The sequence below is a fragment of the Streptomyces incarnatus genome (assembly GCF_001027185.1).
GTDB lineage: Bacteria > Actinomycetota > Actinomycetes > Streptomycetales > Streptomycetaceae > Streptomyces > Streptomyces puniciscabiei.
Window position 1 is genome coordinate 7,111,000 of sequence record NZ_CP011497.1, and the last position, 26,985, is coordinate 7,137,984.

Genomic DNA, 26,985 nt, shown 5'->3' on the forward strand with positions numbered 1-26,985 from the left:
GGCCTCCGCCGAGTCCCGCGCGGAACTGACCGCCGCGCGCGCGGCGGACGCCGCGACGGCGGCCGAGCGGTCCTACGAGGCCGAGCGGCGCCTCGCCGAGGCCCTGGCCGCCGAGGAGCGGCTCGCCGAACTGCTCAGCCTGCCGGGTGCGCCCGCGGCCGCGCAGCCCGGAGTGCCAGGGCCCCGCTCCGGGGCCGACGACGCGAGGGGCGCCCGGGGCCAGGCGGGCGCCGACGGGGGGCCGCACGGTCCGGCGAGCGGGCGTGACGGCGCCGCACAGCCGACGGGACCCGGCGCGCACGACACCTCTCGCCCGCTCGCCGAAGGCCCTCTCACCCCCGAGGAACTCGACCGCTTCGCCGACGAGTTGCGCGAACTCCTCGACGACGCCGTCTCGACCGCCGAACGGCACCTCTTCGAGCTGCGCACCGCCGCCGCCGACGACTCCCGGATCCTCGGCGCGCTCGGCGACGGCGGACTGCTGCCGCCGGGCCCGGACGTCCTGGCCACGGTGGAGTTCCTCGGCGAGCACGGCATCCCGGCGCTGCCCGGCTGGCGCTATCTCGCCCAGGCCGTCGATCCCGCCGACCACGCGCGTGTGCTCGCCGCCCGCCCGGAGCTGGTCGACGGCGTGATCATCACCGACCCCGGCACGCACGCGCGTGCCCGCGAGGCGCTCGGCGACGCGGCCCTGCTGCCCCGCTCCGCCGTCGCCGTCGGCACCGCCGCCGCCCTGCTCGCCCCGCCGCCCGCCGACAGCGCCGCCGCGGGGGACGTCTTCCTCGTGCCGCCGAACCCGGCCATGCACGACGAGCACGCCGCCGACGAGGAACGGCAGGCACTGCGCGCCCGGGCCACCGAGCGCGACGAGGAGATCCGCGCGCTCGCCGCGCGCCTCGGCAAGGACCGCGAACTGGCCGCCCGGCTCGCCTCCTGGCGCACCGGCTGCCCCGCCGGGCGCCTCACCGAACTGTGCCAGGCCGCCCAGGAGACCCGCGCGTTCGCCGAGGAGGCCGAGGCCGAACTGGCCGAGGCCCGCACGGCGCGCGCGGAGGCCGACGAGGCCGCCGCCGAGGCCGCCCAGGTCCGCGACGAGCGGCAGGAGGCCGCGCAGAAGGCCCGCCGCGCCGCCGACGCCCTCGCCGGCCTCGCGTACCGGCTCCGCGAGCGCGCCGGCTGGCAGGTGAAACTGCGGGAACTCGCCGACGAGGCCGCCGAGTCCGAGGCCCGGGCCCAGGCCTGCCTGGAGCGCGCCCGCGCCGCCGACGAGGACCGCCGCGCCGCCCAGCGCGCCGCCGACGACGCCCGCCGCACCGCACGGGCCCTGCGCGCCGAGCGCTCCGAGATCGCCGGCGCCCCCGACGACGTACCGGTCGAGGACGCCGACGCCCCCAAGGCGTCCCTGCCCGCCCTCCGCGAGGCCTACCGGGCGGCCTCCCAGGTGTACGAGAAGGTCGGCGTCGGCGCCGATCTGCGCGCCGAGCAGGCCCGTGCGGAGAGTGACGAGAGTGCCGCCCGCGCCGAACTCGACCGGCTCAGCAACAAGGTCCGCACCCGCGCCGAGCAGCTTCTCCAGTCGCCCGACGGTTCCGACGGGCCGTCCCGGCAGGCCGCCGCCGCCCGCGCGGAGGAGCTGGTGCAAGTCCTGGAGACCCGCATGTCCAGCGCGAGCGAGCAGCTGGGCCGGCTGCGCGGCGAGGCCGAACGGCACGCGCCGGAGGACGGCGAGGCACACACCGAGCTGCCCGAGGAACTCGTCCCCCGCGACGCCGAGCACGCCCAGGCGCTGCTGCGCACCGCGACGGGCGAACTCGCCGCCCGCACCGAGGCCCTGGCCGAGGCCCGCGAGGCGCACGCCGAGCTGCTGGAGGCCCACCGGGCCGCCGAGGACGCGGCCGGCGGCTTCGACGAGATCGCCGCGATGCTCCGCGACCTGCTGCGCGAGCACACCCCCGAGGAGGAGCAGGAGGAGCCGGAGCCGTACCCCGGCAGCCTGGAGGAGGCCCGGCACTCCGCCGCCGAGGCCCGCCGCTCGCTGCGGGGCTGTGCCGCCGACCTGTCCGCCGCCGAGGCGGCCGTGCGCGAGGCGAGCGACGTCCTCGTCCGGCACGCCAACTCGACGCGCTACGAGCAGGTCCGCACCCCCGCCCGGCAGCAGATCCGCGAACTGCCCGCGTCCGCGCTGCCCGAGCACGCGCAGAAGTGGGCCGACGCCTTCGCGCCCCGCCTGCGGGTCCTCACCGACGAGCTGGCCCAGCTGGAGCGCAACCGCGACTCGATCGTGGACCGGCTGCGTGGCCTGGTGGAGTCCGCCCTCGCGACCCTGCGGTCCGCGCAGCGGCTGTCCAGGCTGCCCGAGGGGCTCGGTGAGTGGTCCGGCCAGGAGTTCCTGCGCATCCGCTTCGAGGAGCCCGACCAGGCCACGCTCACCGAGCGCCTCGGGGAGGTCATCGACGACGCCACGCGCGCGGCCGTGAAGAAGAACTCCGACCTGCGCCGGGACGGGATGTCGCTGCTGCTGCGCGGGGTCGCGGCCGCGCTGCAGCCGAAGGGCGTGGCCGTCGAGATCCTCAAGCCCGACGCCGTACTGCGCGCCGAGCGCGTCCCCGTCGGCCAGATGGGCGATGTGTTCTCCGGCGGCCAGCTGCTCACCGCGGCGATCGCCCTGTACTGCACGATGGCCGCGCTGCGGAGCAACGACCGGGGCCGGGACAAGCACCGGCACGCGGGCACGCTGTTCCTGGACAACCCGATCGGCCGCGCCAACGCCACCTACCTGCTGGAGCTGCAGCGGGCCGTGTCGGACGCCCTCGGTGTGCAGCTGCTGTACACCACCGGCCTGTTCGACACCACCGCCCTGGCCGAGTTCCCGCTGGTCATCCGGCTGCGCAACGACGCCGACCTCAGGGCCGGCCTGAAGTACATCAGCGTGGAGGAGCACCTCCGGCCGGGGCTGCCCCAGCAGCCTCAGGCCGGAGAGGCGGTGCACAGCGAGATCACGGCGACGCGCATGTTCAAACGCCCGGCGCCCGCCACCCCCTGACCTCGGGCGCCGGACCGTGCCGACATGCGGCTCCGGCGCCTCAGGAGTGCGACAACTGCCCGGTGCCGCCCCGCCTGCGTATCCGTTCCTGCTCCCGCAGGGCCGCGCGCTCCGCACGCCGGCGGGCCCGCCGCTCGCGGCGCAGTGCGCGGGCCGTGCTGCTCGGCTCGGAGACCACGCCGTACCGCTGGTTCCACACCTGGCGGGTCACCCACACGTCGACCACGGCCCAGGTGGCCACCACCGTGCTCACCACACTGCTGATCACCATGGGGAAGGCCAGCCAGGATCCGGCCAGCGTGCACAGGAACGCCACCATCGCCTGGATCAGCGTCACCGCGATGATGATGAGGGCCCGCACCGCCGCCGTACGCACCGGATCCGGCAGCGGGTGCCGCCGGGCCGGCTCCTCCACCCACAACGGCCGGTAGGGCTGCTGCCGTTCGCCGGCGGACTCCCGGGCGCGCCGGCGCGCCGGAATGTCGCGATCCGGTGCCTCCCGGCCCCGCCGCGCCGCCGAGCGCCCCGCCACGCTCTCCTCGGGCGCCACGCGCCACTCCGCCGTGCCCATCACCGTGTCCTCCCCACCCGCAGACCGCTCGCCCCGGCGTCGCAAAGACTCCGACTCCCCAGTGACTGCCCGGCTTGCGCTGTTTTACGCCGCCCGGGTGCAGGATGCGGCTCCTGTGGCCCATTCCGCCCCCATTTCCCATGGAGAAGGACGAACGACCGCGCCCGAAGATTCCCGAGCGGGGAAAAATTCCAGCCAACCGCCCGGTCACCTGATCACCCTCCGGCCGGGCGCGGGGAGCCGATCGCGGTGGCAATCTCCCGCAATGCCCGGACAACTCGGTATCTCTCGCCGCCGGAGCGGAAGTTCGCCCTCCGGACGTGTCTTCGAGTTAACTGTGAGGCGGTAGTAGGCTCGCGCCGTTTGTTGACGGACCTGTGCACCCCCGGCCGGCGGGGGTCGAGCTGGGGGAGGCCATGCGCTTTCGCGGGAAGTCGATCCGCCGGAAGATCGTGGCGCTGCTTCTCGTGCCGCTGGTGTCCCTGACCGCCGTCTGGGGCTTCGCGACGGTCCTCACCGGGCGCGAGGCTGCCCGGCTGTTCCAGGTGTCGGACGTCAAGCAGGACATCGGCTACCCCGCCGAGGACACCGTGCGCGTACTGCAGCAGGAGCGCCGCCAGGCCCTTGTCTACCTCGCCGATCCGAGAGCCGCCGACGCGCTCTCCGCGCTGCAGCGCACCCGCGCCGCCACCGACCGGGCGATCGCCGGGATCCGCAGGAACGCCGGCGGCCATCACGTCTTCGACGGCCTGGACGCGGCGGACAACGCGCGTCTCACCGCCGTCCTCGACGCCTTCGACGGCCTCGGCTCCCTGCGCCGCGGCGTCGAGCAGCGCACGGTGACCCGCGCCCAGGCCCTCGACCGCTACAACCACCTCGTCGATCCCTGCTTCACGCTGCTCGCCTCCCTCGAAGGCGTCGACGACGTCGGCCTGGACGCGCAGGCCCGCGCGCTGGTCGACATCGGCCGCGCCCGCGAGCTGCTCTCCCGGGAGGACGCCCTGCTGGGCTCCTCCCTCGTCGTCGGCCGCCTCACCCGCGACGAGACGCGGCACATCTCCGACTTCGTCGCCCAGCGCACCGTCCTGTACGACGTGAGCCTGCCGCTGCTGCCCGCCGACGAGCGCGACCGCTACGAAGGCTTCTGGGAGAACGCCACCACCGCCCCGCTGCGCACCGCCGAACAGAGCGTCCTGCGCACCGACTCCGGCACTCCTCGCGGCGTCTCCGCCCAGAGCTGGGACTCCGCGGCGGGCGACGTCCTCCACCAACTCGGCACCCTCGACGACCAGGTGGGCGACCGCCTCCAGAGCCGTGCCCGCCCGGTGGCCGTCGGCGTCATCCTGCAGGCGGCCGTCGCGGGCCTGCTCGGTCTGGTCGCGCTCGTGCTCTCCGTCATCCTGTCGGTCCGGATCGGCCGCGGCCTCGTCCGCGACCTGCGCCAGCTGCGCCTGGAGGCGCACGAGGCCTCCGGCGTACGGCTGCCCAGCGTGATGCGCCGCCTGTCCGTGGGCGAGCAGATCGACGTCGAGACCGAGGTGCCGCGCCTGGAGTACGACAAGAACGAGATCGGCGAGGTGGGCCAGGCCCTCAACACCCTCCAGCGGGCCGCCGTGGAGGCCGCCGTCAAACAGGCCGAACTGCGCTCCGGCGTCTCCGAGGTCTTCGTCAACCTCGCCCGTCGCAGCCAGGTGCTGCTGCACAAGCAGCTCACCCTCCTCGACACCATGGAACGCCGCACCGAGGACACCGAGGAACTCGCCGACCTCTTCCGCCTGGACCACCTCACCACCCGTATGCGCCGGCACGCCGAGGGCCTGGTGATCCTCTCCGGCGCCGCACCCTCCCGGCAGTGGCGCCGCCCGGTCCAGCTGATGGACGTCGTACGCGCCGCCGTCGCCGAGGTCGAGGACTACGAACGCATCGAGGTACGGCGGCTGCCCAGGGTCGCCGTCACCGGCCCGGCCGTCGCCGACCTCACCCACCTCGCGGCCGAACTCCTGGAGAACGCCACGGTCTTCTCGCCCCCGCACACCGCCGTCCAGGTCCTCGGTGAGCGGGTCGCCAACGGCTTCACCCTGGAGATCCACGACCGGGGTCTCGGCATGCCGGCCGAGGCACTGCTGGAGGCCAACCTGCGCCTCGCCGAGACCCCCGAGTTCGAACTGTCCGACACCGACCGGCTCGGCCTGTTCGTGGTCAGCCGCCTCGCCCAGCGCCAGAACATCCGGGTCTCGCTCCAGCCGTCGCCCTACGGCGGTACCACCGCGGTCGTCTTCATCCCCGACGCGCTGCTGAGCGACGACGTACCCGACACCAACGGCCTCGGCTTCCGCCTCGACCGGGACCGCCCGGCGAAGGGGCTCGGGCAGGCGGGCCGCGGCGCCGGACGGTCCACGGCGCCGCCCCAGCTGCCCGGCCTGCCGACGTCCCTGCTGGACGGCCCGGTCGAACTGGAGGCGCCGGTGGATCTCGACGCCATCGACGACTTCCCCGGCGTCCTGGGCGACGAGCACAGCGAGCGCGGCGGACTGTTCCGGCCCCGCCGTTCCCGCACCGACGACCAGGCGCCGCCGTCCGCCGACCGCGCGGCACGCGACGAGGCCGGCGACCGCGGGCCCGTACCGCTGCCGCGCCGGCAGACTCCCAAGCTGGTCAGCTCGCACGGCAGGCCCGTCACCGACCAGCGCCCCCGCCGCGACGAACCGGACCAGCAGCCGCCGGTCGCCCCCCGCCGCCCCGAGACGGGCGGACTGGCCCCGCTGCCCTCCCGCAGGCGCACCACTGCTTCACGGCGCGCCGCCGAAGACACCGACCGAGGCCGCCAACGCGACACGGCTCCCACCGACGGCACCGGCACGACGCCCGGCCTCCCCGCCCTGCCCAGGCGGACCCGGCCGCCCGAGCCCGCGGCCGATGCCACCGGCACCACGGGCCGGTCCGGTACGGTCGAGCGCGCCCCCGGGCAGTCCCGTCCCGGCGACCCCGGCGGCCCCGGCGGCCCCGGCGGCCCCGGCGGTTCCGGCGGCCCCACGGCCGCACAGCCGGCCGGCACATCGGACGGCGAGCCGTCCGGAGGGGCCCTGCCCCGGCGCGTACGGCAGGCCAGCCTGGCTCCCCAGCTCAAGCAGGACACCGTGCGGCGCGCCGAGCGCGCGGCGCAGCCCGCCGACCGCGACGCCGACGAGGTCCGCAGCCGGATGGCCTCGCTGCAGCGCGGCTGGCAGCGGGGCCGCGAGGAGAACGCCGGCGGCGACACGGACCACAACGGCACAGCACAAGGAACGACTAAGGGGGACGGTCGATGACCGCACCGAAGGCGACCGGCCACACGGCGACCGACAAGGGGCAGCTGAACTGGCTCCTGGACGATCTGGTCGACCGGGTCTCCAGCATCCGCAAGGCCGTCGTCCTGTCCGGCGACGGGCTCCCCACGGGGGTGTCCAAGGACCTGACCCGGGAGGACAGCGAGCATCTCGCCGCCGTCGCGTCCGGCTTCCACAGCCTCGCCAAGGGCGTGGGCCGCCACTTCGACGCGGGCGGCGTCCGGCAGACGGTGGTCGAACTGGACGACGCCTTCCTGTTCGTCACCGCCGCCGGGGACGGCAGCTGCCTCGCCGTCCTGTCCGACGCCGACTCCGACGTCGGACAGGTCGCCTACGAGATGACGCTCCTGGTCAAGCGGGTCGGCGTGCATCTGGGCACCGTCCCGCGCACCGATCTGCCCGCAGGCGGGTAGTGGGATGGCATGAGCGCAGACGGTCAGGGAAGAAACCACTGGTTCGACGACGAGGCCGGACCGGTCGTCCGTCCGTACGCCATGACACGCGGCCGTACCACGAGTCCGGCCCAGCACCGGCTCGATCTGATCGCGGTGGTCGTCACGGAACCCGGCGCCGGCGACCCGGAGACGGATCCGACGCTGGCGCCGGAGCACGTGCAGATCGTCGGGCTGTGCCGTCACGCACCGCAGTCGGTCGCCGAACTCGCCGCCGAGCTCGACCTGCCGACCGGCGTGGTGCGGGTCCTGATCGGCGACCTCGTGCACGCGGAACTGGTCCATGTCACACGCCCGGTGCCCCCGGCCGAGCTGCCGGACGAGAGCATTCTGCGGGACGTGATCAACGGCCTGCGGGCGCTGTGACCCCGTCCGGCAAGATCCCCTGAAGCAGGAGAAGAAACCGATGATCCTCGGGCGTTCTGAGCGCGGCAAGCCCCCGGTCGAGCCCGTCACGCTCAAGATCCTGGTGGCCGGCGGCTTCGGCGTGGGCAAGACGACCCTCGTCGGCGCGGTCAGCGAGATCAGGCCGCTGCGCACCGAGGAACTGCTCAGCGAGGCCGGCCGCCCGGTCGACGACACCAGCGGTGTGGAGGGCAAGCACACCACCACCGTGGCCATGGACTTCGGCCGCATCACCCTGCGCGAGGACCTGGTCCTGTACCTCTTCGGCACGCCCGGGCAGGAACGGTTCTGGTTCATGTGGGACGAGCTGTCCGAGGGTGCGCTCGGCGCCGTCGTGCTGGCCGACACACGGCGCCTCGAGGACTGCTTCGCCGCCGTGGACTATTTCGAGCGGCGCGCCATCCCCTTCCTCGTCGGCGTCAACTGCTTCGAGGGAGCGTCCCGTTACCCGGCCGAGGTGGTCCGGCAGGCCCTCGACCTGGACGACGGCGTACCCGTCCTGCTCTGTGACGCGCGGGAGCGGGAATCGGTCAAGGAGGTGCTCATCGGAGTCGTCCGGCATGCCATGGAGTACGCGGCCGACCGCCCACAGGCCGCCCTCGGCTGACCCACGGGCACGGCCCGTACCCCCGCCGACCGGGGTACGGGCCGTGGTCCGTGAGGACCCCTCACGCGCGCGTGCGGCGCGCCGTTACGCGCCGTCCTCTTCCTCCAGCCAGCCGAAGCTCTTCTCCACGGCCTTGCGCCAGTTGCGGTACTCGCGGTCGCGCACCGACGGCTCCATCGCCGGCGTCCACTCCGCGTCCCGCTGCCAGTGCGACTTCAGCTCGTCCAGGTCGTTCCACACGCCGGTCGCGAGACCGGCCGCGTAGGCGGCCCCCAGGCAGGTCGTCTCCGACACCCGGGGCCGGATGACCGGAACGCCGAGGACGTCCGCCTGATGCTGCATGAGCAGGTTGTTCTTCGTCATGCCGCCGTCGACCTTCAGGGTGGTGATCCGCACCCCGGAGTCCTGGTACATGGCGTCCACGACCTCCCGGGTCTGCCAGCTCGTCGCCTCCAGTACCGCGCGCGCGAGATGCGCCTTCGTGACGTACCGGGTGAGGCCGGTGACGACACCGCGCGCGTCGGAGCGCCAGTAGGGCGCGAACAGGCCTGAGAACGCGGGCACGATGTAGGCGCCGCCGTTGTCCTCGACGCTCGCCGCCAGCGTCTCGATCTCGTCGGCGGTGCGGATGATGCCGAGCTGGTCGCGGAACCACTGGACCAGCGCGCCCGTTATCGCTATGGACCCCTCCAGGCAGTACACCGGCGCCTCCCCGCCGATCTTGTAGCCCATCGTCGTCAGCAGCCCGCTCTTGGACGGCACCGGCCGGTCGCCGGTGTTCAGCAGCAGGAAGCTGCCCGTGCCGTAGGTGTTCTTCGCGGTGCCCACGTCGTAGCAGGCCTGCCCGAAGACGGCGGCCTGCTGGTCGCCCAGCGCGGAGGCCACCGGCACCCCGGCGAGCTGCCCGACCGCCGTGCCGTACACCTCGGCGGAGGACCTGATCTCGGGCAGCACCGCCTCGGGCACGTTCATGGCGGACAGGATGGCGGGATCCCACTGGAGCGTCTCCAGGTTCATCAGCATGGTGCGGCCGGCGTTCGTGACGTCGGTGACGTGCCGTCCGCCCTCGGCGCCGCCGGTGAGGTTCCAGATCAGCCAGGAGTCGATCGTCCCGAAGGCGATCTCACCGTGTTCGGCCCGCTCCCTCAGGCCGGGCACATGATCCAGCAGCCAGGCCGCCTTGGGCCCGGAGAAGTAGCTGGCCAGCGGCAGCCCGGTCTGCTCACGGAAGCGGTCCTGGCCGTCCGCGCCGCCGAGTTCGTTGCACAGGGCGGCGGTACGGGTGTCCTGCCAGACGATGGCGTTGTGCACCGGCTTGCCCGTGGCGCGGTCCCACAGGACGGTGGTCTCCCGCTGGTTGGTGATGCCGAGCGCGCTCAGCTGGTCGGCACGCAGCCCGGCCTTGGCGAGCGCCCCGGCCACCACGGCCTGCACCTTGGACCAGATCTCGGTCGCGTCGTGCTCCACCCACCCCGGTTTCGGGAAGATCTGGCGGTGTTCGCGCTGGTCGACGGCGACGATGGCGCCGCTGTGGTCGAAGACGATGCAGCGGCTGGACGTGGTGCCCTGGTCGATGGCGGCGACGTAGGTGTCGGCGGTGTCCGTCATGGCAGTCCCCTGGGTCGCTGGGTCGGGTCGCTGGGGCGGGTCGCTGGTCGTGGGGCGCGTGCGGGGTGGGAGGGCGGCGTGCGGCGCCGCGAGTGGGCGTGCGGGCTCGAAGGAGCGGGGGCGGGGCGACGTACGGATTCGCGGGTGAGGTACGGGGATCAGAAGGCCGCGTTGTAGATCGCGCCGGCGAGTGCCCCGCCGATCAGGGGCCCGACGACCGGGATCCAGGCGTAACCCCAGTCGGACGTGCCCTTGTTGGGGATGGGCAGGAAGGTGTGCACGATCCGCGGCCCGAGGTCGCGGGCCGGGTTGATGGCATAGCCGGTGGGCCCGCCGAGGGAGAGCCCGATGCCGACGACGAGCAGGGACACGATCAGCACCGTGGTGCCGGACTCGCCGAGTCCCTTGGTCAGCCCGAAGGCGAGGATCGGCAGCACGAGCGAGACGGTCGCGATGATCTCGGTGATGAGGTTGGCGACCGGGTTCCTTATCTCCGGAATCGTCGAGAAGATCCCGAGCGTCGGCACCGGTTCGTCGGCCGTGCCCTCCGTCGTGCCACTCTTGCGGACGTTGGCCTGGAACTGGGCGAGGTACACCAGGTAGGCCAGTACGGCCCCGAGCATCGCGCCGACGAGCTGGCCCAGCAGATACACCCAGACCTTGCCCCACTTGCCGGTGTCGATGGCGATGCCGATGGTGACCGCGGGGTTGAGCTGGCCGCCCGAGAGCGGAGCGGCGGTGTACGCGCCCGCGAGGACGCCGAAGCCCCAGCCGAACGCGATGACGACCCAGCCCGAGGCCCGCGCCTTGGAGTATCTGAGGGTGACGGCGGCGCAGACACCGGCACCGAAGAGGATCAGGATCGCGGTGCCGATCACTTCGCCGACGAAAATGTCTCCGTTGCTCATGGCGGCTCCCTTGGCGCCGGTTGGGGGCGGTCAGCCCCGGCCGTCCGTGCAGGAACGTTCCCTTGGCGACGTCAGCCGTAGGCAGGAAGCCCTGCGCCCCGCCCGGCATCCGTGACGAGCATGCCGTCGCAGCCGTATCGCCAGGGAGGAACGAGCCGTGGAACAGGACAGATCCCTGGCGCAGTGCCTGATAACGCCGAGAATGTACGGCGATGGCGGCCGACACCGGGAAGTGTTCACCGGCGCCCCGGGGGCGTCAAGGTTGCCGACGGCGACGGTGACGGCGGCCGGCCCCGCGGCGCGTCGGCGACGGTGCCGCCGACGCGCTCGACGCCCAGGTCACCGCTGCCGGGACCCGACGGACGCAGCCGGCAAGGACATTCACCGACCCGGCTCGACGGTTGCATACCCGGCCTGCGCCGGCGCCTGCGCCTGCGCCGGCGCCGTGCCGCGCCGGACCTCATGGCCGGGCAGCCCGGCCCGTCCCAGCACCCAGCTCGCGCCCCGCAGCGCCTTGGCCGCCTGCTTCAGCGGAGCGAGCTGGGCGGCGGCCTGACGGTGGTCACCCACGCTCCCCGGCGCGCACACCACGGTCGCGAGGGAGAGCGTGACCGGCCGGTCTCCCGCCGACCAGCGCGCGTCGAGCACGGCCGCGACCAGCGGGTCGAGCGCCTGCTCCTCGGCCAGCACCAGGAAGTCGTCGCCGCCGATGTGCCCCACGCGCGCGTGCCCGGAGGCCGCCTGCTGCAGGACCCGCCCCACCGACCGGATCAGCTCGTCGCCCGCGGCGAAGCCGGCACCGTCGTTGACCTGCTTGAAGTGGTCGATGTCCAGCCAGCTGAGGGCGAAGGACCGGCCGTCCGCGATCCACCGGTCCACCTCGCTGGTGATCGCGTCCGAACCGGGCAGCCGGGTCAGTGGGTTGAGCCCGGCGGCCTCCTCGACCCGGCTCTCGGCCAGCGCCCGCACCAGATCCGCGAGCCGTACGACGCCCACGCACCGGCCGTGCCGGTCGACCACCGCGACATCGTCGGAGGTCCGGTCCCGGCCACCGACCGCGACGACGTCCAGCACCTCCCAGGCGGTGGCGTCCACGCCGACCGTGCGCGGCGCGTCCCCCAGCTTGAAGGCCGGCCGGTCGGCGTACAGGGCGTGCCCGTAGCGGCCGGACATCGACAGCAGGAAGCGTGAGCGGTGCACCGAGCGCACGGGCCGGCCGGCCTGGTCCACCAGCAGCACCCCGGACACGTCCGGCGATCCGGTCAGCAGCGCCCGCACCTGCCCCGCCGAGGCGGTCACCGGCAGGACGGCGGCGGGGCGCACGAACTCCCGCACCGACGGCCCGGACCGGGGCACACCGATGGCGCCGGGGGAGCGGGGCGGAACGTATACGTCCGCCGCGGGGATCCGGGCCGGCGGCGCGAACAGCTCGCCCTGGCCCAGCTGCGCCCCGGCCGACAGCGCCACCCCGTACTGCAGCTCGGTCTCCACGCCCTCCACCGCCACCAGGGCCCCCAGCTCCTCGCACAGCGTCCGCACCGCGCGCACCGCGGCCGGCCGGGCGAGCAGCGAGGCGTCGAGTTTGACGAGGTCGGGGGAGAGGTCGGTGAGCAGCCGGAGCGGTACGTCGCCGTCGCCGATGCCGTCCGCGCTGATCCGGAAGCCCTGCTCGCGCAGCGCGGCCACCGCCTCCAGCAGGGCGCGCTGCGGCACGTGTGTGTAGGGCGGGACCACGTCCAGCGTCACCTCCCAGGGCAGGCGCCCGGCCGCGCGAACGGCGTCGTGCAGCGGGGACAGGCCGCCGAGGTCGGCGAGGGTGGCCGCGAACACATTCAGATGCAGCGGCAGCAGGGTTTCCTTGTGTGTCGCGGCACGGAGCGCCAACACCGTGAGCCGTCCGTCGAGTTCGGGGTCTCGGCGGGCTTCGGCCAGGATGTCACCGGTCTCCGGGCGGGCGAGCGTCTCCAGTGCGGTGACCGCGCCCGTCCTCAGGTTGACCACCGGCTGGAAGGCGAAGCGGAGAGTGTCCGTCCAGGAGTGCACGTGGAGCATGATGGCGCTGCCCGGGTGCGCCCAGGCCCAGTTCATGAGACGTTCACGCAGGATTCCGGGCTGATCACACAGCGTGGAAAACCTCTGTGGCCTCTGCTGTCACACGCCCCCCTGCGACGGCGTCACCTCACGGCGATCACCGACGACCCGTGCCCGAAGAGTCCCTGGTTGGCGGAGATGCCCACGCGCGCCCCGGCGATCTGCCGCTCGCCCGCCGCGCCTCTCAACTGCCAGGTCAGCTCGCAGACCTGGGCGATGGCCTGGGCCGGCACCGCCTCCCCGAACGAGGCGAGACCGCCACTGGGGTTGACGGGTATGCGGCCGCCCGGGGCCGTCGCGCCCTCCCGCAGGAGCTTCGCCCCCTCGCCCTCGCCGCACAGCCCCAGGTCCTCGTACCACTGCAGCTCCAGTGCGGTGGACAGGTCGTAGACCTCGGCCAGGGACAGGTCGCCGGGGCCGACGCCGGCCTCCTCGTAGGCGGCGCCGGCGATGGAGGCCCGGAAGGTCTGATCGGGCGCGCCCACCGCGACGGTGGAGTCCGTGGCGATGTCCGGCAGGTCCAGCACCGTGTTCGGGAAGCGCGGGGTCACCGTCGACACCGCCCGGATCCGCACGGGCCGCGCCACCCCGTGCCGGCGCGCGAACTCCATGCTGGAGAGCACCAGGGCCGCCCCGCCGTCGGAGGTGGCGCAGATGTCGAGCAGCCGCAGCGGATCGGCGACCACCGCGGACGCGGCGACCTCCTCGGCGGTGACCCGCTTGCGGTAGCGGGCGTACGGGTTGAGCGCGCCCATGGCGGCGTTCTTCACCTTGACCAGGGCGAAGTCCTCCGGTGTGTCGCCGTGCACCGCCATCCGCCGCCGCGCGTACAGCCCGAAGTACGTCGGATTGGTCGCGCCCAGGACCCGGAAGCGCAGCCAGTCCGGATCGTCCGGCCGGTCGCCGCCCGCCGGCCGGAAGAACCCCTTGGGCGCCGCGTCCGCCCCCACCACGAGGACGACGTCCGCGAGCCCGGCGAGTATCTGTGCCCGGGCCGCCGCGATCGCCTGCGCCCCCGAGGCGCACGCCGCGTACACACTGGCGACCCTGGCCCCCTGCCAGCCGAGGGCCTTGGCGAAGGTCGCTCCCGCCACATACCCGGGATACCCGCCACGCACCGTGTCGGCCCCCACCACCGAGCCGATCTCCGCCCAGTCGACTCCGGCGTCCGCGAGCGCCGCGCGGGCCGCCGCCGTCCCGTACTCCACGAAGGAGCGGCCCCACTTGCCCCATGGGTGCATGCCCGCGCCCAGCACCGCCACGTCCATCGTCACGCCCTCACCCCCGTCGGCCGCCAGTGCCAGGTCGTCCGGGTCGTCTCCGCGTCCTCGTGGAGCACTCCGGGGACGACCTCCACCTCCATGCCCACCGTCAGGTCGGCGACGGTGACCCCGGGAGCCGCCTGTCCCAGCACCACGATCCGCTCGGCCTCCAGCTCCACCGCGATCAACGCGTACGGCACCCACGGAAGTTCCGGATTGCTCACATAGGGTGACGGCGGACGGTATCGGCTGTCCGTGTACGACCAGACGCGCCCGCGGCGCGACAGCGGCACCTCCTCGAGGTCGCCGCCGCAACACCGGGGATTGCGGCAGTGGGTGTCCTCGCGGGGAAAGAACACCGAGGCGCATGCCGCGCACCGGGTGCCGAGGAGCCGGAAGTCGTCCGCCGCGCCGGCGAACCAGCCGTCGACCACAGGCATGCGTGTCCGGGACATTGGCCCTCCTGATACCTGACGGGGTGTCAGAAGTGTGTCACGGGCATCCGGAATTGGGCAGTGCAGGAGACATGACACGACTCACCGCTGCAGTCCGCGCGCTCGTCACCGCCTTCGCCGCCCTGCTGGCCGTGACCACCGTCCCCGCCACCGCCGGGGCGACAACGGACCCCAGGGCCCCGAAGGACTTCGTGGCCCTGAGAACCGTGGATCCGACGATCATCCAGGAGATGCGCTACTTCACCCCGCACAACTTCGTGGGCGAGCGCATCGACGGCTACGAGCAGCCGATGTGCATCCTCACCCGTCCCGCGGCCGAAGCCCTCCACAAGGCGCAGCTCACCCTGCTGCGCGAGGGCTACACCCTCAAGGTGTACGACTGCTACCGGCCACAGCGGGCCGTGAACCACTTCGTCCGCTGGGCCGAGGACCTCGACGACCAGTCGATGAAGGGCGAGTTCTACCCGAACGTCGACAAGACCCGCCTGTTCGCGGACGGTTACATCGCCGAGAAATCCGGCCACAGCCGCGGCTCGACCATGGACCTCACGATCGTGAAGCTCCCCGCGCGGCCGACCCGGCCCTACCACCCCGGGCAGCCACTCGTGCCCTGCTTCGCGCCCAAGGCCGAGCGTTTCCCCGACAACTCCGTCGACATGGGCACCGGATTCGACTGCTTCGACACCCTCGCGCACACGCTCGACCCGCGCGTCCAGGGCGAGCAGCGCGCCAACCGCCTGCTGCTCAAGAGCACCATGGAAAGCGTCGGCTTCGTGAACCTCGCCGAGGAGTGGTGGCACTACACGTACAAGCCCGAGCCCTACCCGGACACGTATTTCGACTTCCCGGTGTCCTCGAAGTCGCTCGTCTGCGGCCACTGAGCGACCTCCGGAAGATGTCGCTCCTCTGATCGGATACAGTCCGCGCGTGTCCGAAACTCAGCACTCAACTGCCAACTCCGCACCGGACTCGCATTGTTCGAGTTGCGGAGCGCCCTATGGAGAGGGCGTTTCCGGCTGGCCGCGCACCTGCCCGACCTGCGGGACCGTCGCCTACCGCAATCCGCTGCCGGTGGCGATCGCGCTCCAGCCCGTGTACGACACCAAGGGCACCGCCCTGGTCGTCATCACGCGGACCGTCGCCCCCGCGCGCGGGGGCATGGCACTGCCCGGCGGCTACATCGACGACCGGGAGGACTGGAAGCAGGCCGTGGTACGCGAGCTCAAGGAGGAGACGGGCATCGACGCGGCCGCCCGGGACGTGCGGCTCGTGGACGCCATGAGCTCGCCCGACGGTCACCTCCTGCTGTTCGGACTGCTGCCGGAACGCCCGGTGGAAGGACTCCCGCCCGCCGACCCCACGGACGAGACCGAGGGCTGGCAGCTGCTGCGCAGGCCGGAGGAACTCGCCTTCCCGCTGCACACCGTGGCCGTACGGGCCTGGTTCGAGGGCCGGTACATCTGACCGGCCCGGCTCAGCCGAGCCCCCGCACCCGCACCGGGTGGGGCGGCTCGGCGGAACCGTCCTCCCGCTCCCGGGTGACCACCACCTGACCGCCCTGCCGCCGGGCGACGTAGCGTTCGATCTCCGGCTCGTCCCACCCGTCGCCGGCGTCCGGCACCACCAGACCGCCGCCCGTCCGGCCACGCGCGGGTGCCCACACCTCCAGCTCGACGCCGCCGCCCGCGCCGCGCACCGGAATGACCGCACCCGCGCGCGCGAACACCGGTATCCGCGACAGCGGCGCGTCGACGAGCACCTGCGCCGGGCCCTCGTACGACTGCTCCGTCACGGTGTCGTACCAGCGGCCCCGCGGCAGCTGCACCGCCCGCCGGTCGGCACCCGGATCCAGCACCGGGGCCACCAGCAGGGCGTCCCCGAGTAGAAACGTGTCCTCGCAGTCGCGCAGCGCCCGGTCCTCCGGCGCCCCCCACCACAGCGGCCGCACATAGGGCGCGCCGGTGCGCCGCGCCAGATGCGCCAGCGTCACGAAGTACGGCACCAGCCGCCGCCGTTCGTGCAGCGCCACGCGCGCGTGCTCCAGCACCTCGGCGCCGAACTCCCAGGGTTCCCGGCGCCCCGCCCGCAGGCTCGCGTGGGTGCGGAACAGCGGCAGGTACGCGCCGAGCTGGAACCACCTCAGATACAGCTCCGGCGACGGACTGCCGTCGAAACCGCCCACGTCCGGCCCCGAGTACGGCAGCCCGCACAGCCCGAGCCCCAGCACCAGCGACAGCGACGCCCGCAGCCCCGGCCAGCCCGTCGCCACGTCTCCGGACCAGGTGCCCCCGTACCGCTGCATCCCCGCCCAGCCCGACCGGGAGAACAGGAAGGGCCGTTCGCCGGGCGACAGCTCGCGCAGCCCCTCGTAGCCCGCCCGGGCCATGCAGAGCGCGTACACGTTGTGCGCTTCCCGGTGGTCGCCCCCGCGCCCCTCCAGGGCGTGCCGGGCCGAACGCGGCAGGGTCCGCTCCCCGAAGGCGCTGAACGACGTCGGCTCGTTCATGTCGTGCCAGAACCCCGCGAAGCCCTGCCCCAGCCGCTCCTCGTACAGCCCGCCCCACCACGAGCGCACGCGCGCGTGCGTGAAGTCCGGGAAGACCGACTCCCCGGCCCACACCACACCGTGCACCGTCCGCCCGGAGGCGTCCCGCACGAACGCGTCCACGGCCGTACCGCTGTCGTACACCGCGTTGCCCGGCGCCGCCTTCACGGCCGGGTCGACGATCGACACCAGCCGGATCCCGTCCCGGCGCAGCTCGTCGGCGAGCTGCGGCAGCTTCGGGAACCGCTCCTGGTCGACGGTGAACACCTGGTGGTCGTCGTAGTGGTCGATGTCCAGGTGCACGGCGTCCAACGGCAGATCGCGCTCCTGGTAGCCGGCGACGACCCGGCGCACCTCCTGCTCGCTGCCGAAGCCCCACCGCGCGTGCTGGTGGCCGAGCGCCCACGCGGGCGGCAGCGCGGGCGCACCGGTCAGCGAGGCCCAGGTGTGCAGCACGCGCGCGGGGGCACCCACCATCACCCAGCAGCGCAGCGGCCCGCCGTCCATCCGGAGTTCGCAGCGCCCCGCCCGGTCGTGCCCGGACCCGGCGCCCTCCTCACCCTCGCGCAGCACGACCGTGCCGTCCCAGGTGGTGTCGTGGAAGACCAGATGAGTGCCGGCGTCGGCCACCACGAGCTGCACCGGCATGGTCACGTACAGCGGATCGTCGCCGGGGCCGAAGGCCCGGCCGGGATCGGTGTTCCACAGCCGGTACGTGCCGTCCCGCAGCCGGGGCCCCGACGCCCGGCCGCCCAGACCGAAGAAGCGGGCGTCCGCCGCCACCTCCGACCGCTGCATCCAGCGCGCCGCGCCCCCGCCGACCGGTTCCCACCAGCGCGGCGGCAGATCCCGTCGCAGGGTCACGCCGCCCGGCGTGCACACCTCCACCGCGCCGTGCCGCGAGACGGTGACGGTCACCCGCTCGGCGACCACCCGCCAGCCACCGTCCTTGTCCGGCTCCAGCAGCACGCGCGGATCCGGCTCCGGGCAGCTCCCCGCGAGCGCGTACGACGGCTGCGGACCGGCCCCGTCCCACCCCCAGAACACCGCCCCGTTCACCGCCACGGTGATCCGCAGCTCGGACCGGCTGAACCGGATGACCCCGCCCCCCGGACCCGGCGCCACGCCCGTCACCTGCCCCGGCACCCGCGCCCGCTCGGCCCCCCGCGGCGGCAGCCCGGCCGCGTCGATCCGCCTCCTGCGCCACGCGGCCCGCACGGTACGCAACCCCTGTGCCGCCCTCCCCGAACCGATCACACTCACCGAACGCACCAGGTCACGACCGTCCATGCTGCTCACCCTGCCACCGAGCGCCCCACGCGCGCGTGTCGTTCAACTGCCGTTCACCCGTGCCGGGACCACATCTTCACGACACCGACCGTGTGGGGCACACCCTGGTGCAGAAGTCGATCACATGGCATCGTCCCTGTCAGCCGCGTCACGCGCACACCCCAGCCCGTGCGCGGACCGACGCACACGAAGCGCACAGCCCGGGAGCCGCCCCCATGACGACCGCGAACCCCCAGCCGCTCTGGCAGCCCGATCCCGAGCGGATCGCCCAGGCACGCATCACCCAGTTCCAGGCATGGACAGCCGCACACCACGGCGCCCCGGCCGAAGGCGGCTACCCCGCCCTGCACCAGTGGTCCGTGGACCAGCTGGACACCTTCTGGGAATCCGTCACCGAGTGGTTCGACGTCCGTTTCTCGACGCCCTACGCGCGCGTACTCGGCGACCGCGCCATGCCCGGCGCCCAGTGGTTCCCCGGCGCCACCGTCAACTACGCCGAGCACGCCCTGCGCGCCGCGGCCGACCGCCCGGACGAGCCCGCCCTCCTGTACGTCGACGAGACCCATGAACCGCGCCCGGTGACCTGGTCCGAGCTGCGCCGCCAGGTCGGCTCCCTCGCCGCCGAGCTCCGCGCCCTCGGCGTCCGCCCCGGCGACCGCGTCAGCGGCTACCTGCCCAACATCCCCCAGGCCGTCGTCGCGCTCCTCGCCACGGCCGCCGTCGGCGCCGTCTGGACCTCCTGCGCCCCCGACTTCGGCGCCCGCAGCGTCCTGGACCGCTTCCAGCAGGTGGAACCCGTCGTCCTGTTCGCCGTCGACGGCTACCGCTACGGCGGCAAGGAGCACGACCGCCGGGAGATCATCGCGGAACTGCGCCGTGAGCTGCCCACCGTGCGTGCCCTCGTCCACATCCCGCTGCTCGGCACCCAGGCCCCCGAGGGGGCGCTGGAGTGGTCGGCGCTGACGGCGGGGGCGGCCGAGCCCGTCTTCGAGCCGGTCCCGTTCGACCACCCGCTGTGGGTGCTCTACTCGTCCGGCACCACCGGCCTGCCCAAGGCCATCGTCCAGTCCCAGGGCGGCATCCTGGTCGAGCACCTCAAGCAGCTCGGCCTGCACTGCGACCTCGGCCCCGAGGACCGTTTCTTCTGGTACACCTCGACCGGCTGGATGATGTGGAACTTCCTCGTCTCCGGCCTGCTCACCGGCACGACGATCGTCCTGTACGACGGCAGCCCCGGCTATCCGGACACGGGCGCCCAGTGGCGGGTCGCCGAACGCACCGGTGCCACCCTGTACGGCACCTCCGCCGCCTACGTCATGGCCTGCCGCAAGGCCGGCGTCCACCCCGCGCGCGACCACGACCTGTCGGCGGTGAAGTGCGTCGCCACCACCGGCTCCCCGCTGCCGCCCGACGGCTTCCGCTGGCTGCACGACGAGTTCGCCGAGAGCGGGGCCGACCTGTGGATCGCCTCCGTCAGCGGCGGCACCGACGTGTGCTCCTGCTTCGCCGGCGGCGTCCCGACCCTGCCGGTGTACACCGGTGAACTGCAGGCACCGGGTCTCGGCACCGACCTGCAGGCCTGGGACCCGAGCGGCAAGCCCGTCATCGACGAGGTCGGCGAGCTGGTCGTCACCAACCCCATGCCCTCCATGCCGATCCGCTTCTGGAACGACCCCGACGGCAGCCGCTACCACGACAGCTACTTCGACACCTACCCCGGCGTCTGGCGGCACGGCGACTGGATCACCGTCACCTCACGCGGCACCGTGATCATCCACGGCCGCTCCGACTCCACCCTCAACCGGCAGGGCGTGCGCATGGGCTCGGCCGACATCTACGAGGTCGTCGAGCGCCTGCCCGAGATCAGGGAGTCCCTCGTCATCGGCGTCGAGCAGCCCGACGGCGGCTACTGGATGCCGCTGTTCGTGCACCTGGCGCCGGGCGCCGTCCTCGACGAGGCACTCCTGGGCCGCGTCAAGCAGACCATCCGCGAGCAGCTCTCGCCGCGTCACGTACCCGACGAGATCATCGAAGTGCCCGGCATCCCGCACACCCTCACCGGCAAGCGCATCGAGGTACCCGTCAAGCGCCTTCTCCAGGGCACCCCCCTGGAGAAGGCGGTCAACCCCGGCTCCATCGACAACCTCTCCCTGCTCGGCTTCTACGAGCAACTCGCCCGCAAGCGCGGCTGACCGCGCGGCGCGGGCATCACCCTCCGTAGGTGGCCTCGGACTCGCCCAGCACGGCGGCGAAGTCCGAGGCCAGCCGCGCGGCATCGCCCGGCTCGAGGCCGGCGGCGGTGATCCGCACCCCCGGCCCGGCTGCCAGGCGGAACCGCGCCCCGGCCGCGACCCACCAGCCGTACGACCGCAGCCCGTTCACCACCGCCGACTCGTCACGCACGGGCACCCACACGTTCATCCCGCTCGCCGCGTGCGCGGCGACACCCCGTGCGGCCAGCTCGCCGGCCAGCGCGGTGCGTCGCCGCGCGTACGTCTCACGCGCGCGTGCCACCAACGCGCGCGTGCCCGCGTCCGTCAGGAGGCCGTGCGCGGTCTCCTGCAGCAGATGACTGACCCAGCCCGAGGTCAGCAGCAGCCGGCCGTCGTGCCGGGCCAGCGTGACCGGATCACAGGCCACGGCCGCCCAGCGCAGATCGGTCCCGAGGAACTTGCTCACGGTCCGCACATGCACCCAGCGGGCCAGTCCGGCACCCGTCACCGTGTGCAGGGCGGCGCCGGCCACCTCGGAGGCGTGGTCGTTCTCCACCACCAGCACATCGGGCGCGTCTCGCAGCACCTCGGCCAGCGCCTCGCGACGGGCAGCGGAGAAGTGTCCGCCGTACGGATTCTGCGCCCGTGGACTGAACACCACCGCGCGCACCCCGGCGCCGAGCGCTCCGCGCAGCGCCTCAGGGCGGATCCCCTCGTCGTCCACCGCGACCGGGACGGTGCGCAGCCCCAGCGCCGCGACCAGATCCAGCAGGTGGTGATAACCCGGGTCCTCCACCGCCACGCCGTCCCCGGGACGCAACTCGACCGACAGCACCCGGCCGAGCAGGTCCAGCGCCCCGTGCGCGAACGTCACGTGCTCCACCGGTACGCCCTCCGCGCCCAGCCAGGCGCGCACCGCCTCCTCGAGCCGCGCCAGCCGGGGCGTGGAGCGGTGGGAGCGGGCGCCTGGGGAGAGGCGTGACGGCGGCAGCAGGGCGGGCAGCAGCGCCGGGTCGGGATGCCCGCCGGCCAGGTCCCGCAGCCCTTCGGGCACCCTGGGCGGCCGCCGTGACGCGACCGCGGGAGCCGGTGCGACCACCGTGCCGCCCCGCCCGCGCGTGACGACGATGCCCCGCCGCCGCAGCTCCTTGTACGCCGCGGCGACCGTGCCCGGACTCACCCCCAGTTCGTCCGCGAGCCGCCGCACGGGAGGCAGCGCAACCCCCGGTGCCAACGCGCCCTCCGACACGCCGCGTTCGACGGATGCGGAAACTCCCTTGGCCGTCGTACCAGTGATCTCATATTGTGTTGCCACGTTACACATTATGTATCGGTACATAACTTCAGACAAGTCGCTCATGGGGGACCAGTGCACGCCAAGCCCGAGGCCGCCGTCCGGCCCGCACGCATACCAGGAGGCCGCGACGGACGCCGGATGCTCCTCATCACCTTCATCGACCGCATCGGCAGCGGCCTGTGGGCATCCGCCTCCGTCCTGTACTTCACCTACGTATCCGGCCTCTCCGTCGCCCAGGTCGGCACCCTCGCCGCCGTCTCCGGCGCCGTCGGCATCGCGGGCGCACCCCTCGGCGGACGCATCGCCGACCGCTTCCCCCTCACCCGGATCCTGATCGCGCTCCACCTCCTGCGCGCACTCGCGTCCTTCGGCCTGCTCACCACCGACCACTACCTCCCGCTGCTCGCGATCTCGGCCGTCGGCAGCCTCGGCGACCGCGCCTCGAGCGTCCTGACCAAGCTGTACGCCGCCCGCATCGCCGGACCCGACCGCGTCCGCTACCAGGCCGTCAACCGCACCTGCTCCAACGCGGGCTGGGCCCTGGGCGGCCTCGCCGCCGCTGCCGCCCTCACCCTCGGCACCACCACCGCCTACCGCTGGCTCCTCACCGGCGACGCACTCTCCTTCCTGACGATCGCGCTCCTCACCCTCACCTGCGCGGAACCCCCGTCCAGCAGCCGCGTCGCCGCCTCCGGCGCCACACCGCGCGACGCGAAGCCGGCCAATCCCTGGCGCGACCGCACCTACCTCGGATACGTGGCGACCGACCTGGTCCTCTTCCTCGACGACTCCGTCTTCCAGGTCGGCCTGCCCCTGTGGATCGCGCACACCGAGGGCGTACCGCACGGCCTCGCACCCCTGCTGCTCGTCCTCAACAACGTGATGGTCGTCGCCTGCCAGGTCCCGCTCGCGCGGTACGGCACCACCACAGCGGCAGCCCGGCGACTGCTCGTCCCCCTGTCCGCCTCCGCCGCCGCCGGCGGCGTCACCATGACCCTGTCCGCCACCGGCAGCACTATTGAGGCCGTCTGCCTGCTCACCGCGGCCGCCGCCCTCTTCACCCTGGCCGAGATGCTGCACGCCGTCGTGTCCTGGGAACTCTCCCTGACCCTCGCCCCGGACACCGCGCAGGGCGTCTACCTCGGCGTGCACGGCCTCGCCCAGGCCGGCCAGCGCAGCATCGGCCCGCTCGCCGTCACCGCCGCCATCGCCACCGGGCCCCTCGGCTGGACCGTCTTCGGCGCCACGATCGCCGCGACCTGCGCACTTCAACATCGACTCGTGCGCGACCGCCTCCGGCGAAGCCCGTTGTCAGTGCCGCCGGTTACGGTGAGTGAGCACTGATCGACTGCGCACTTTGGGGGAAACATGGCGCACACCGACCACCAGACCATGCGACGCGTCCTGCGCCGTGAGATCGCCGGCACCATCGGCCTGCTCACCGACGAACACGACTTCCGCGCCATGCGACGGTACCGCAGCTTCACCTTCGACGACCACGCGACCTACCTGAAGCAGGTCGAGGCCGTCCTCAAAGCCCGCGCCGCGCAGGGCACCCACACCACACTCGCCCTGTTCGACCCCGACGACTACGCCGCCTACTGCGCGGAAGCCGGCCTCGACCCGGAAGCCCCGACCAGCCGGACCCGCTTCACCGCGGAACTCGCCGCCACCGGCCCCACCATCCCCTACGACGGCCAACCCCTCGCCACCCTCGTACCCGCCCTCGTCGACGAAGCCGTACGCCAGGCGACCTGGGAGTACGCCACCACGCTGCTGTCCCGCCTCGGACCCTGCCCCACCTGCGGCGAGGACATCGGCAGGGCCGCCTTCACCCGTGCCTCCGAACTCCTGGTCCGCATCCTCGACACCGCACCACCCGGCGACCGGCACCTCGTGTGCAGCGTCTCCGGACCACCGGACACCCTCGTCTCCGTGCTGCACAACGACCAGGACAGCGACGGCGGCATTCACCTGGACGAGGCCGAGGTCCTGGAATTCACCAGCGTCCTCGCCCTCGGCCTCGCCACCCGCAGCCCCGGCGGACTCGTCCTGCGCACCAGCGCCCCGGACACGGCCGACCGCGTGTACGGATGGCGACTGCGCGGCGGCGGCCTCGAAGCACTCACCGCCTCCGAAGTGTTCGACGCCTACTGCACCGACATCGAATCCGGCGACCTCATCTCCCCGGAATCCGGTGTCGACTACTCCGAGCCCCCCGACCTCGGCGATGAGGACGCGGCCCCCGGCCACCCGCACTGACGCCACCGGCGCCCGGAGGCGCTGACCGGGCCGAGGACACGGCGAACGCACCAGGGGCGCCCCACCCGAAGGCGGGACGCCCCTGCACCCGGCACCACACACCGTGCCGGCCGGTCGGCTACTCGCCGGACAGCACCGCCTGAGCCGCGCCGCGCGCCTCCTCGGCGCTGTCCGAGGCCCGCGCGGCGGCCGCGGCCCGCTCGCACTGCGCCAGCGTGTACTTCGCGAGCGTCGCCCGGACATAAGGAATCGACGCCGCACCCATGGACAAGGAGGTGACACCCAGACCGGTCAGCACACAGGCCAGCAGCGGGTCGGACGCGGCCTCGCCGCACACCCCACAGCTCTTGCCCTCGGCCTTGGCCGCCTCCGCGGACAGCGCCACCAGGTCCAGCAGCGCCGGCTGCCACGGGTCCTGCAGCCGGGACACCGCACCCACCTGCCGGTCGGCAGCGAACGTGTACTGCGCGAGGTCATTGGTCCCCAGCGACAGGAACTCGACCTCCTGCAGGATCGAACGCGCCCGCAGCGCGGCCGACGGGATCTCCACCATCGCGCCGAACTTCGCCTGCAGCCCAGCCGCACGGCAGGCGTCCGCGAACGCCCTCGCGTCCGCACGGTCGGCCACCATGGGTGCCATGACCTCGAGGTAGACAGGCAGCCCCTCGGCCGCCTTGGCCAGCGCGGTCAGCTGCGTGCGCAGGACCTCGGGATGGTCGAGCAGCGTCCGCAGACCCCGCACGCCCAGCGCGGGGTTCGGCTCGTCGGCCGGAGTCAGGAAGTCCAGCGGTTTGTCCGCACCCGCGTCCAGCACCCGCACCACCACACGGCCCTCGGGGAACGCCTCCAGCACCTGCCGGTAGGCCTCCACCTGCTTCGCCTCGGAAGGAGCGTTCTTGCTGTCGTCCAGGAACAGGAACTCGGTACGGAACAGACCGACACCCTCGGCCCCGGCCTCCACCGCGGCCGGCACGTCCGCCGGACCGCCCACATTGGCCAGCAGCGGCACCTTGTGCCCGTCCGCCGTCGCACCCGGCCCGGTCGAGGCGGCCAATGCGGCCTTGCGCTCGGCGGCCGCGGCCTCCAGCTGAGCCTTCCGCTCCTCGCTCGGGTTCACGAAGATGTCGCCGGTGCTGCCGTCCACGGCGATCACCGTGCCCTCGGCCAGCTCACCGGCACCCGGCAGTGCCACGACCGCCGGCACGCCCAGCGCCCGCGCCAGGATCGCGCTGTGGCTGGTCGGCCCGCCCTCCTCGGTCACGAAACCGAGCACCAGCGAGGGATCCAGCAGCGCGGTGTCCGCCGGAGCCAGGTCCCGCGCCACGAGTACATAGGGCTGGTCGCTGTCCGGGACACCCGGCATCGGAACGCCCAGCAGCCGGGCGACGATACGATTCCGCACGTCATCGAGGTCGGCCACGCGACCGGCGAGGTACTCACCCGCACCGGCCAGCAGCTCCCGGTACGCCGCGAACGCGTCGTACACCGCACGCTCGGCCGTGCTACCGACGGCGATCCGCCGGTCCACGTCCGCCATCAGCTCGGGGTCCTGGGCCATCATGGCCTGCGCCTCGAGCACGGCCTGGGCCTCGCCCCCCGCCAGGTTCCCGCGCGCCATCAGATCGGCGGCCACCGCGTCCACGGCCTGGCGCGCCCGCCCCTGCTCACGCTCGGCCTCCTCCGCGGGGATCTGCTTGGCCGGCGGCTCCAGCACCGCCGTACCCATGTGCCGTACCTCGCCGATGGCCACGCCATGGCTCACGCCGACGCCTCGCAGCGTTGTCTCCATCTCACCCGTCTCCGATAGATGCGGCGGGTCCCGCCGCCGCGGTGGTTGTCCTGATCGCCGTCCGATGACGGCACTGCCGTCAGTTCCAGGCGAAGAGGCTGTCGCCGGCCTTCACGTCTCCGCTGTCACGGACGTCGGAGAGGGACTCGGCCGTGGCTTCGAGAGCGACGACGGGGCAGACCGGCGACTTGCCGGCGGCCTCGACCGCGGAAGGGTTCCAGCGCACGATGGCCTGGCCACGCGTCACGGTGTCGCCCTTGTTGACGAGCAGCTCGAAACCCTCACCGTTGAGCTGCACGGTGTCGATGCCGAGGTGGGTGAGCACGCCGTGCCCACTGTCGTCCACCACCACGAAGGCGTGCGGGTGCAGGGAGACGATGACACCGTCCACGGGCGCCACGGCCTCGGAGGGCTCACGCACGGGGTCGATCGCGGTGCCCGGGCCGACCATGGCCCCGGAGAAGACCGGATCCGGCACTTCGGCCAGTCCGATGGCGCGTCCAGCGAGAGGGGACGTCACGGTGGTCATGGGAAGCCTCCCAAGGAGTGGAGCTGCTTACGGGCCGTCACTGCCTGTCCCGGACGGCGTGGCAGCAGCGTATGTCAGATGAAGTGGCGGTTCCGTATGGAAGCTACCAGCTAGTGGTCTAGACCACCAACCCCGTGGATTTGCACGGCCTTCGAAGCTCCGTGTACAGTCGTACTCCTGCTTGGGGCGGAGGCCGCGAGAGCGCCCTCAGATGGTCGCAGCAGAACCCAAACTCGTCAGATCCTATCTCTGGATCCGCTTCTGCATGTCCGCAGAGGGGTGGTCAGAGAGCCGGAAAAACCCTGGTAGAGTTTGAAACGCCGAAGGGAAGT

20 protein-coding genes are annotated in these 26,985 nt (G+C 73.1%); 10 read left to right on the plus strand and 10 right to left on the minus strand.

Annotated elements, in window-relative coordinates:
- Window positions 1-3,043: coiled-coil domain-containing protein (locus ABB07_RS41095; protein ID WP_482269127.1), on the plus strand; the 3,043-nt coding region annotated here is incomplete at its 5' end.
- A 40-nt stretch (window positions 3,044-3,083) separates the two neighbouring features.
- On the opposite strand, the gene ABB07_RS32270 is transcribed toward ABB07_RS41095, so the two are convergent.
- A complete protein-coding gene (locus ABB07_RS32270; protein ID WP_208902022.1) occupies window positions 3,084-3,614 on the minus strand; it encodes a hypothetical protein in 531 nt (176 codons plus the stop codon).
- A gap of 416 nt (window positions 3,615-4,030) precedes the next feature.
- Between ABB07_RS32270 and ABB07_RS32275 the strand changes: the two genes are divergently transcribed.
- The 4 genes from ABB07_RS32275 to ABB07_RS32290 are packed head-to-tail and all read left to right on the plus strand — an operon-like array spanning window position 4,031 to window position 8,404.
- On the plus strand, window positions 4,031-6,922 hold the full coding sequence (locus ABB07_RS32275; RefSeq protein WP_208902023.1) for a nitrate- and nitrite sensing domain-containing protein: 2,892 nt from the start codon (window positions 4,031-4,033) through the stop codon (window positions 6,920-6,922).
- On the plus strand, window positions 6,919-7,353 hold the full coding sequence (locus ABB07_RS32280) for a roadblock/LC7 domain-containing protein (protein ID WP_055708105.1): 435 nt from the start codon (window positions 6,919-6,921) through the stop codon (window positions 7,351-7,353). The genes ABB07_RS32275 and ABB07_RS32280 overlap by 4 nt, the downstream gene beginning before the upstream one ends.
- A 9-nt stretch (window positions 7,354-7,362) precedes the next feature.
- Window positions 7,363-7,758, plus strand: coding sequence for a DUF742 domain-containing protein (locus ABB07_RS32285; protein ID WP_208902024.1), 396 nt, complete (start codon window positions 7,363-7,365; stop codon window positions 7,756-7,758).
- A 40-nt stretch (window positions 7,759-7,798) separates the two neighbouring features.
- The gene (locus tag ABB07_RS32290; protein ID WP_208902025.1) at window positions 7,799-8,404 is read left to right on the plus strand and encodes a GTP-binding protein; all 606 of its coding nucleotides are present in this window, start codon (window positions 7,799-7,801) and stop codon (window positions 8,402-8,404) included.
- Window positions 8,405-8,488: 84 nt separating this feature from the next.
- On the opposite strand, the gene glpK is transcribed toward ABB07_RS32290, so the two are convergent.
- From glpK to ABB07_RS32315, 5 genes are all read right to left on the minus strand, one after another.
- Window positions 8,489-10,012 (minus strand): glycerol kinase GlpK, encoded by a 1,524-nt coding sequence (gene glpK, locus ABB07_RS32295; protein WP_208902026.1) that lies wholly within the window; start codon window positions 10,010-10,012, stop codon window positions 8,489-8,491.
- A 158-nt stretch (window positions 10,013-10,170) separates the two neighbouring features.
- The gene (locus ABB07_RS32300; RefSeq protein WP_208902027.1) at window positions 10,171-10,920 is read right to left on the minus strand and encodes an MIP/aquaporin family protein; all 750 of its coding nucleotides are present in this window, start codon (window positions 10,918-10,920) and stop codon (window positions 10,171-10,173) included.
- Between the two features lie 381 nt (window positions 10,921-11,301).
- Window positions 11,302-12,963, minus strand: a complete 1,662-nt coding sequence (locus ABB07_RS32305; RefSeq protein ID WP_208903702.1) for a GGDEF domain-containing protein — start codon at window positions 12,961-12,963, stop codon at window positions 11,302-11,304.
- Between the two features lie 131 nt (window positions 12,964-13,094).
- Window positions 13,095-14,285: a lipid-transfer protein gene (locus ABB07_RS32310; protein WP_208902028.1), complete on the minus strand. Its 1,191-nt coding sequence runs from the start codon at window positions 14,283-14,285 to the stop codon at window positions 13,095-13,097.
- The gene (locus ABB07_RS32315; RefSeq protein WP_208903703.1) at window positions 14,282-14,707 is read right to left on the minus strand and encodes a Zn-ribbon domain-containing OB-fold protein; all 426 of its coding nucleotides are present in this window, start codon (window positions 14,705-14,707) and stop codon (window positions 14,282-14,284) included. The genes ABB07_RS32310 and ABB07_RS32315 overlap by 4 nt, the downstream gene beginning before the upstream one ends.
- Window positions 14,708-14,799: 92 nt before the next feature.
- On the opposite strand from ABB07_RS32315, the gene ABB07_RS32320 reads away from it, so the two are divergent.
- Together ABB07_RS32320 and ABB07_RS32325 are read left to right on the plus strand one after the other, a co-directional pair.
- Window positions 14,800-15,609 (plus strand): M15 family metallopeptidase, encoded by an 810-nt coding sequence (locus ABB07_RS32320; protein WP_208902029.1) that lies wholly within the window; start codon window positions 14,800-14,802, stop codon window positions 15,607-15,609.
- Window positions 15,610-15,655: 46 nt separating this feature from the next.
- Window positions 15,656-16,192, plus strand: coding sequence for an NUDIX domain-containing protein (locus tag ABB07_RS32325; RefSeq protein ID WP_208902030.1), 537 nt, complete (start codon window positions 15,656-15,658; stop codon window positions 16,190-16,192).
- A 10-nt stretch (window positions 16,193-16,202) separates the two neighbouring features.
- On the opposite strand, the gene ABB07_RS32330 is transcribed toward ABB07_RS32325, so the two are convergent.
- Window positions 16,203-18,563: a glycoside hydrolase family 31 protein gene (locus ABB07_RS32330; RefSeq protein ID WP_208902031.1), complete on the minus strand. Its 2,361-nt coding sequence runs from the start codon at window positions 18,561-18,563 to the stop codon at window positions 16,203-16,205.
- 215 nt (window positions 18,564-18,778) lie between these two features.
- Between ABB07_RS32330 and ABB07_RS32335 the strand changes: the two genes are divergently transcribed.
- Window positions 18,779-20,755, plus strand: coding sequence for an acetoacetate--CoA ligase (locus ABB07_RS32335; protein ID WP_208902032.1), 1,977 nt, complete (start codon window positions 18,779-18,781; stop codon window positions 20,753-20,755).
- Window positions 20,756-20,771: 16 nt separating this feature from the next.
- Here ABB07_RS32335 and ABB07_RS32340 read toward each other — a convergent pair whose 3' ends face one another.
- Complete coding sequence (locus ABB07_RS32340) at window positions 20,772-22,091, minus strand: aminotransferase class I/II-fold pyridoxal phosphate-dependent enzyme (RefSeq protein ID WP_208902033.1); 1,320 nt, start codon at window positions 22,089-22,091, stop codon at window positions 20,772-20,774.
- A 120-nt stretch (window positions 22,092-22,211) separates the two neighbouring features.
- On the opposite strand from ABB07_RS32340, the gene ABB07_RS32345 reads away from it, so the two are divergent.
- Together ABB07_RS32345 and ABB07_RS32350 are read left to right on the plus strand one after the other, a co-directional pair.
- Window positions 22,212-23,417 carry an MFS transporter gene (locus ABB07_RS32345; RefSeq protein WP_208902034.1) on the plus strand — a complete coding sequence of 402 codons (1,206 nt, stop codon included), beginning with the start codon at window positions 22,212-22,214 and terminating at the stop codon, window positions 23,415-23,417.
- A 24-nt stretch (window positions 23,418-23,441) separates the two neighbouring features.
- A complete protein-coding gene (locus ABB07_RS32350) occupies window positions 23,442-24,335 on the plus strand; it encodes a hypothetical protein (protein WP_208902035.1) in 894 nt (297 codons plus the stop codon).
- Window positions 24,336-24,453: 118 nt separating this feature from the next.
- On the opposite strand, the gene ptsP is transcribed toward ABB07_RS32350, so the two are convergent.
- Both ptsP and ABB07_RS32360 read right to left on the minus strand, forming a co-directional pair.
- Window positions 24,454-26,124, minus strand: a complete 1,671-nt coding sequence (gene ptsP, locus ABB07_RS32355) for a phosphoenolpyruvate--protein phosphotransferase (RefSeq protein WP_208902036.1) — start codon at window positions 26,122-26,124, stop codon at window positions 24,454-24,456.
- 79 nt (window positions 26,125-26,203) lie between these two features.
- Window positions 26,204-26,653, minus strand: a complete 450-nt coding sequence (locus ABB07_RS32360; RefSeq protein WP_208902037.1) for a PTS sugar transporter subunit IIA — start codon at window positions 26,651-26,653, stop codon at window positions 26,204-26,206.
- Between the last annotated feature and the right edge of the window lie 332 nt (window positions 26,654-26,985).

Coding starts and splice junctions, on each gene's coding strand:
- ABB07_RS32280 (WP_055708105.1), top strand. CDS start 6,919: ATGACCGCACCGAAGGCGACCGGCCACACGGCGACCGACAAGGGGCAG.
- ABB07_RS32360 (WP_208902037.1), bottom strand. CDS start 26,653: ATGACCACCGTGACGTCCCCTCTCGCTGGACGCGCCATCGGACTGGCC.
- ABB07_RS32290 (WP_208902025.1), top strand. CDS start 7,799: ATGATCCTCGGGCGTTCTGAGCGCGGCAAGCCCCCGGTCGAGCCCGTC.
- ABB07_RS32285 (WP_208902024.1), top strand. CDS start 7,363: ATGAGCGCAGACGGTCAGGGAAGAAACCACTGGTTCGACGACGAGGCC.
- ptsP (WP_208902036.1), bottom strand. CDS start 26,124: ATGGAGACAACGCTGCGAGGCGTCGGCGTGAGCCATGGCGTGGCCATC.
- ABB07_RS32270 (WP_208902022.1), bottom strand. CDS start 3,614: ATGGGCACGGCGGAGTGGCGCGTGGCGCCCGAGGAGAGCGTGGCGGGG.
- ABB07_RS32275 (WP_208902023.1), top strand. CDS start 4,031: ATGCGCTTTCGCGGGAAGTCGATCCGCCGGAAGATCGTGGCGCTGCTT.
- ABB07_RS32350 (WP_208902035.1), top strand. CDS start 23,442: ATGGCGCACACCGACCACCAGACCATGCGACGCGTCCTGCGCCGTGAG.
- ABB07_RS32300 (WP_208902027.1), bottom strand. CDS start 10,920: ATGAGCAACGGAGACATTTTCGTCGGCGAAGTGATCGGCACCGCGATC.
- ABB07_RS32345 (WP_208902034.1), top strand. CDS start 22,212: ATGCTCCTCATCACCTTCATCGACCGCATCGGCAGCGGCCTGTGGGCA.
- ABB07_RS32320 (WP_208902029.1), top strand. CDS start 14,800: ATGACACGACTCACCGCTGCAGTCCGCGCGCTCGTCACCGCCTTCGCC.
- ABB07_RS32330 (WP_208902031.1), bottom strand. CDS start 18,563: ATGGACGGTCGTGACCTGGTGCGTTCGGTGAGTGTGATCGGTTCGGGG.
- ABB07_RS32335 (WP_208902032.1), top strand. CDS start 18,779: ATGACGACCGCGAACCCCCAGCCGCTCTGGCAGCCCGATCCCGAGCGG.
- glpK (WP_208902026.1), bottom strand. CDS start 10,012: ATGACGGACACCGCCGACACCTACGTCGCCGCCATCGACCAGGGCACC.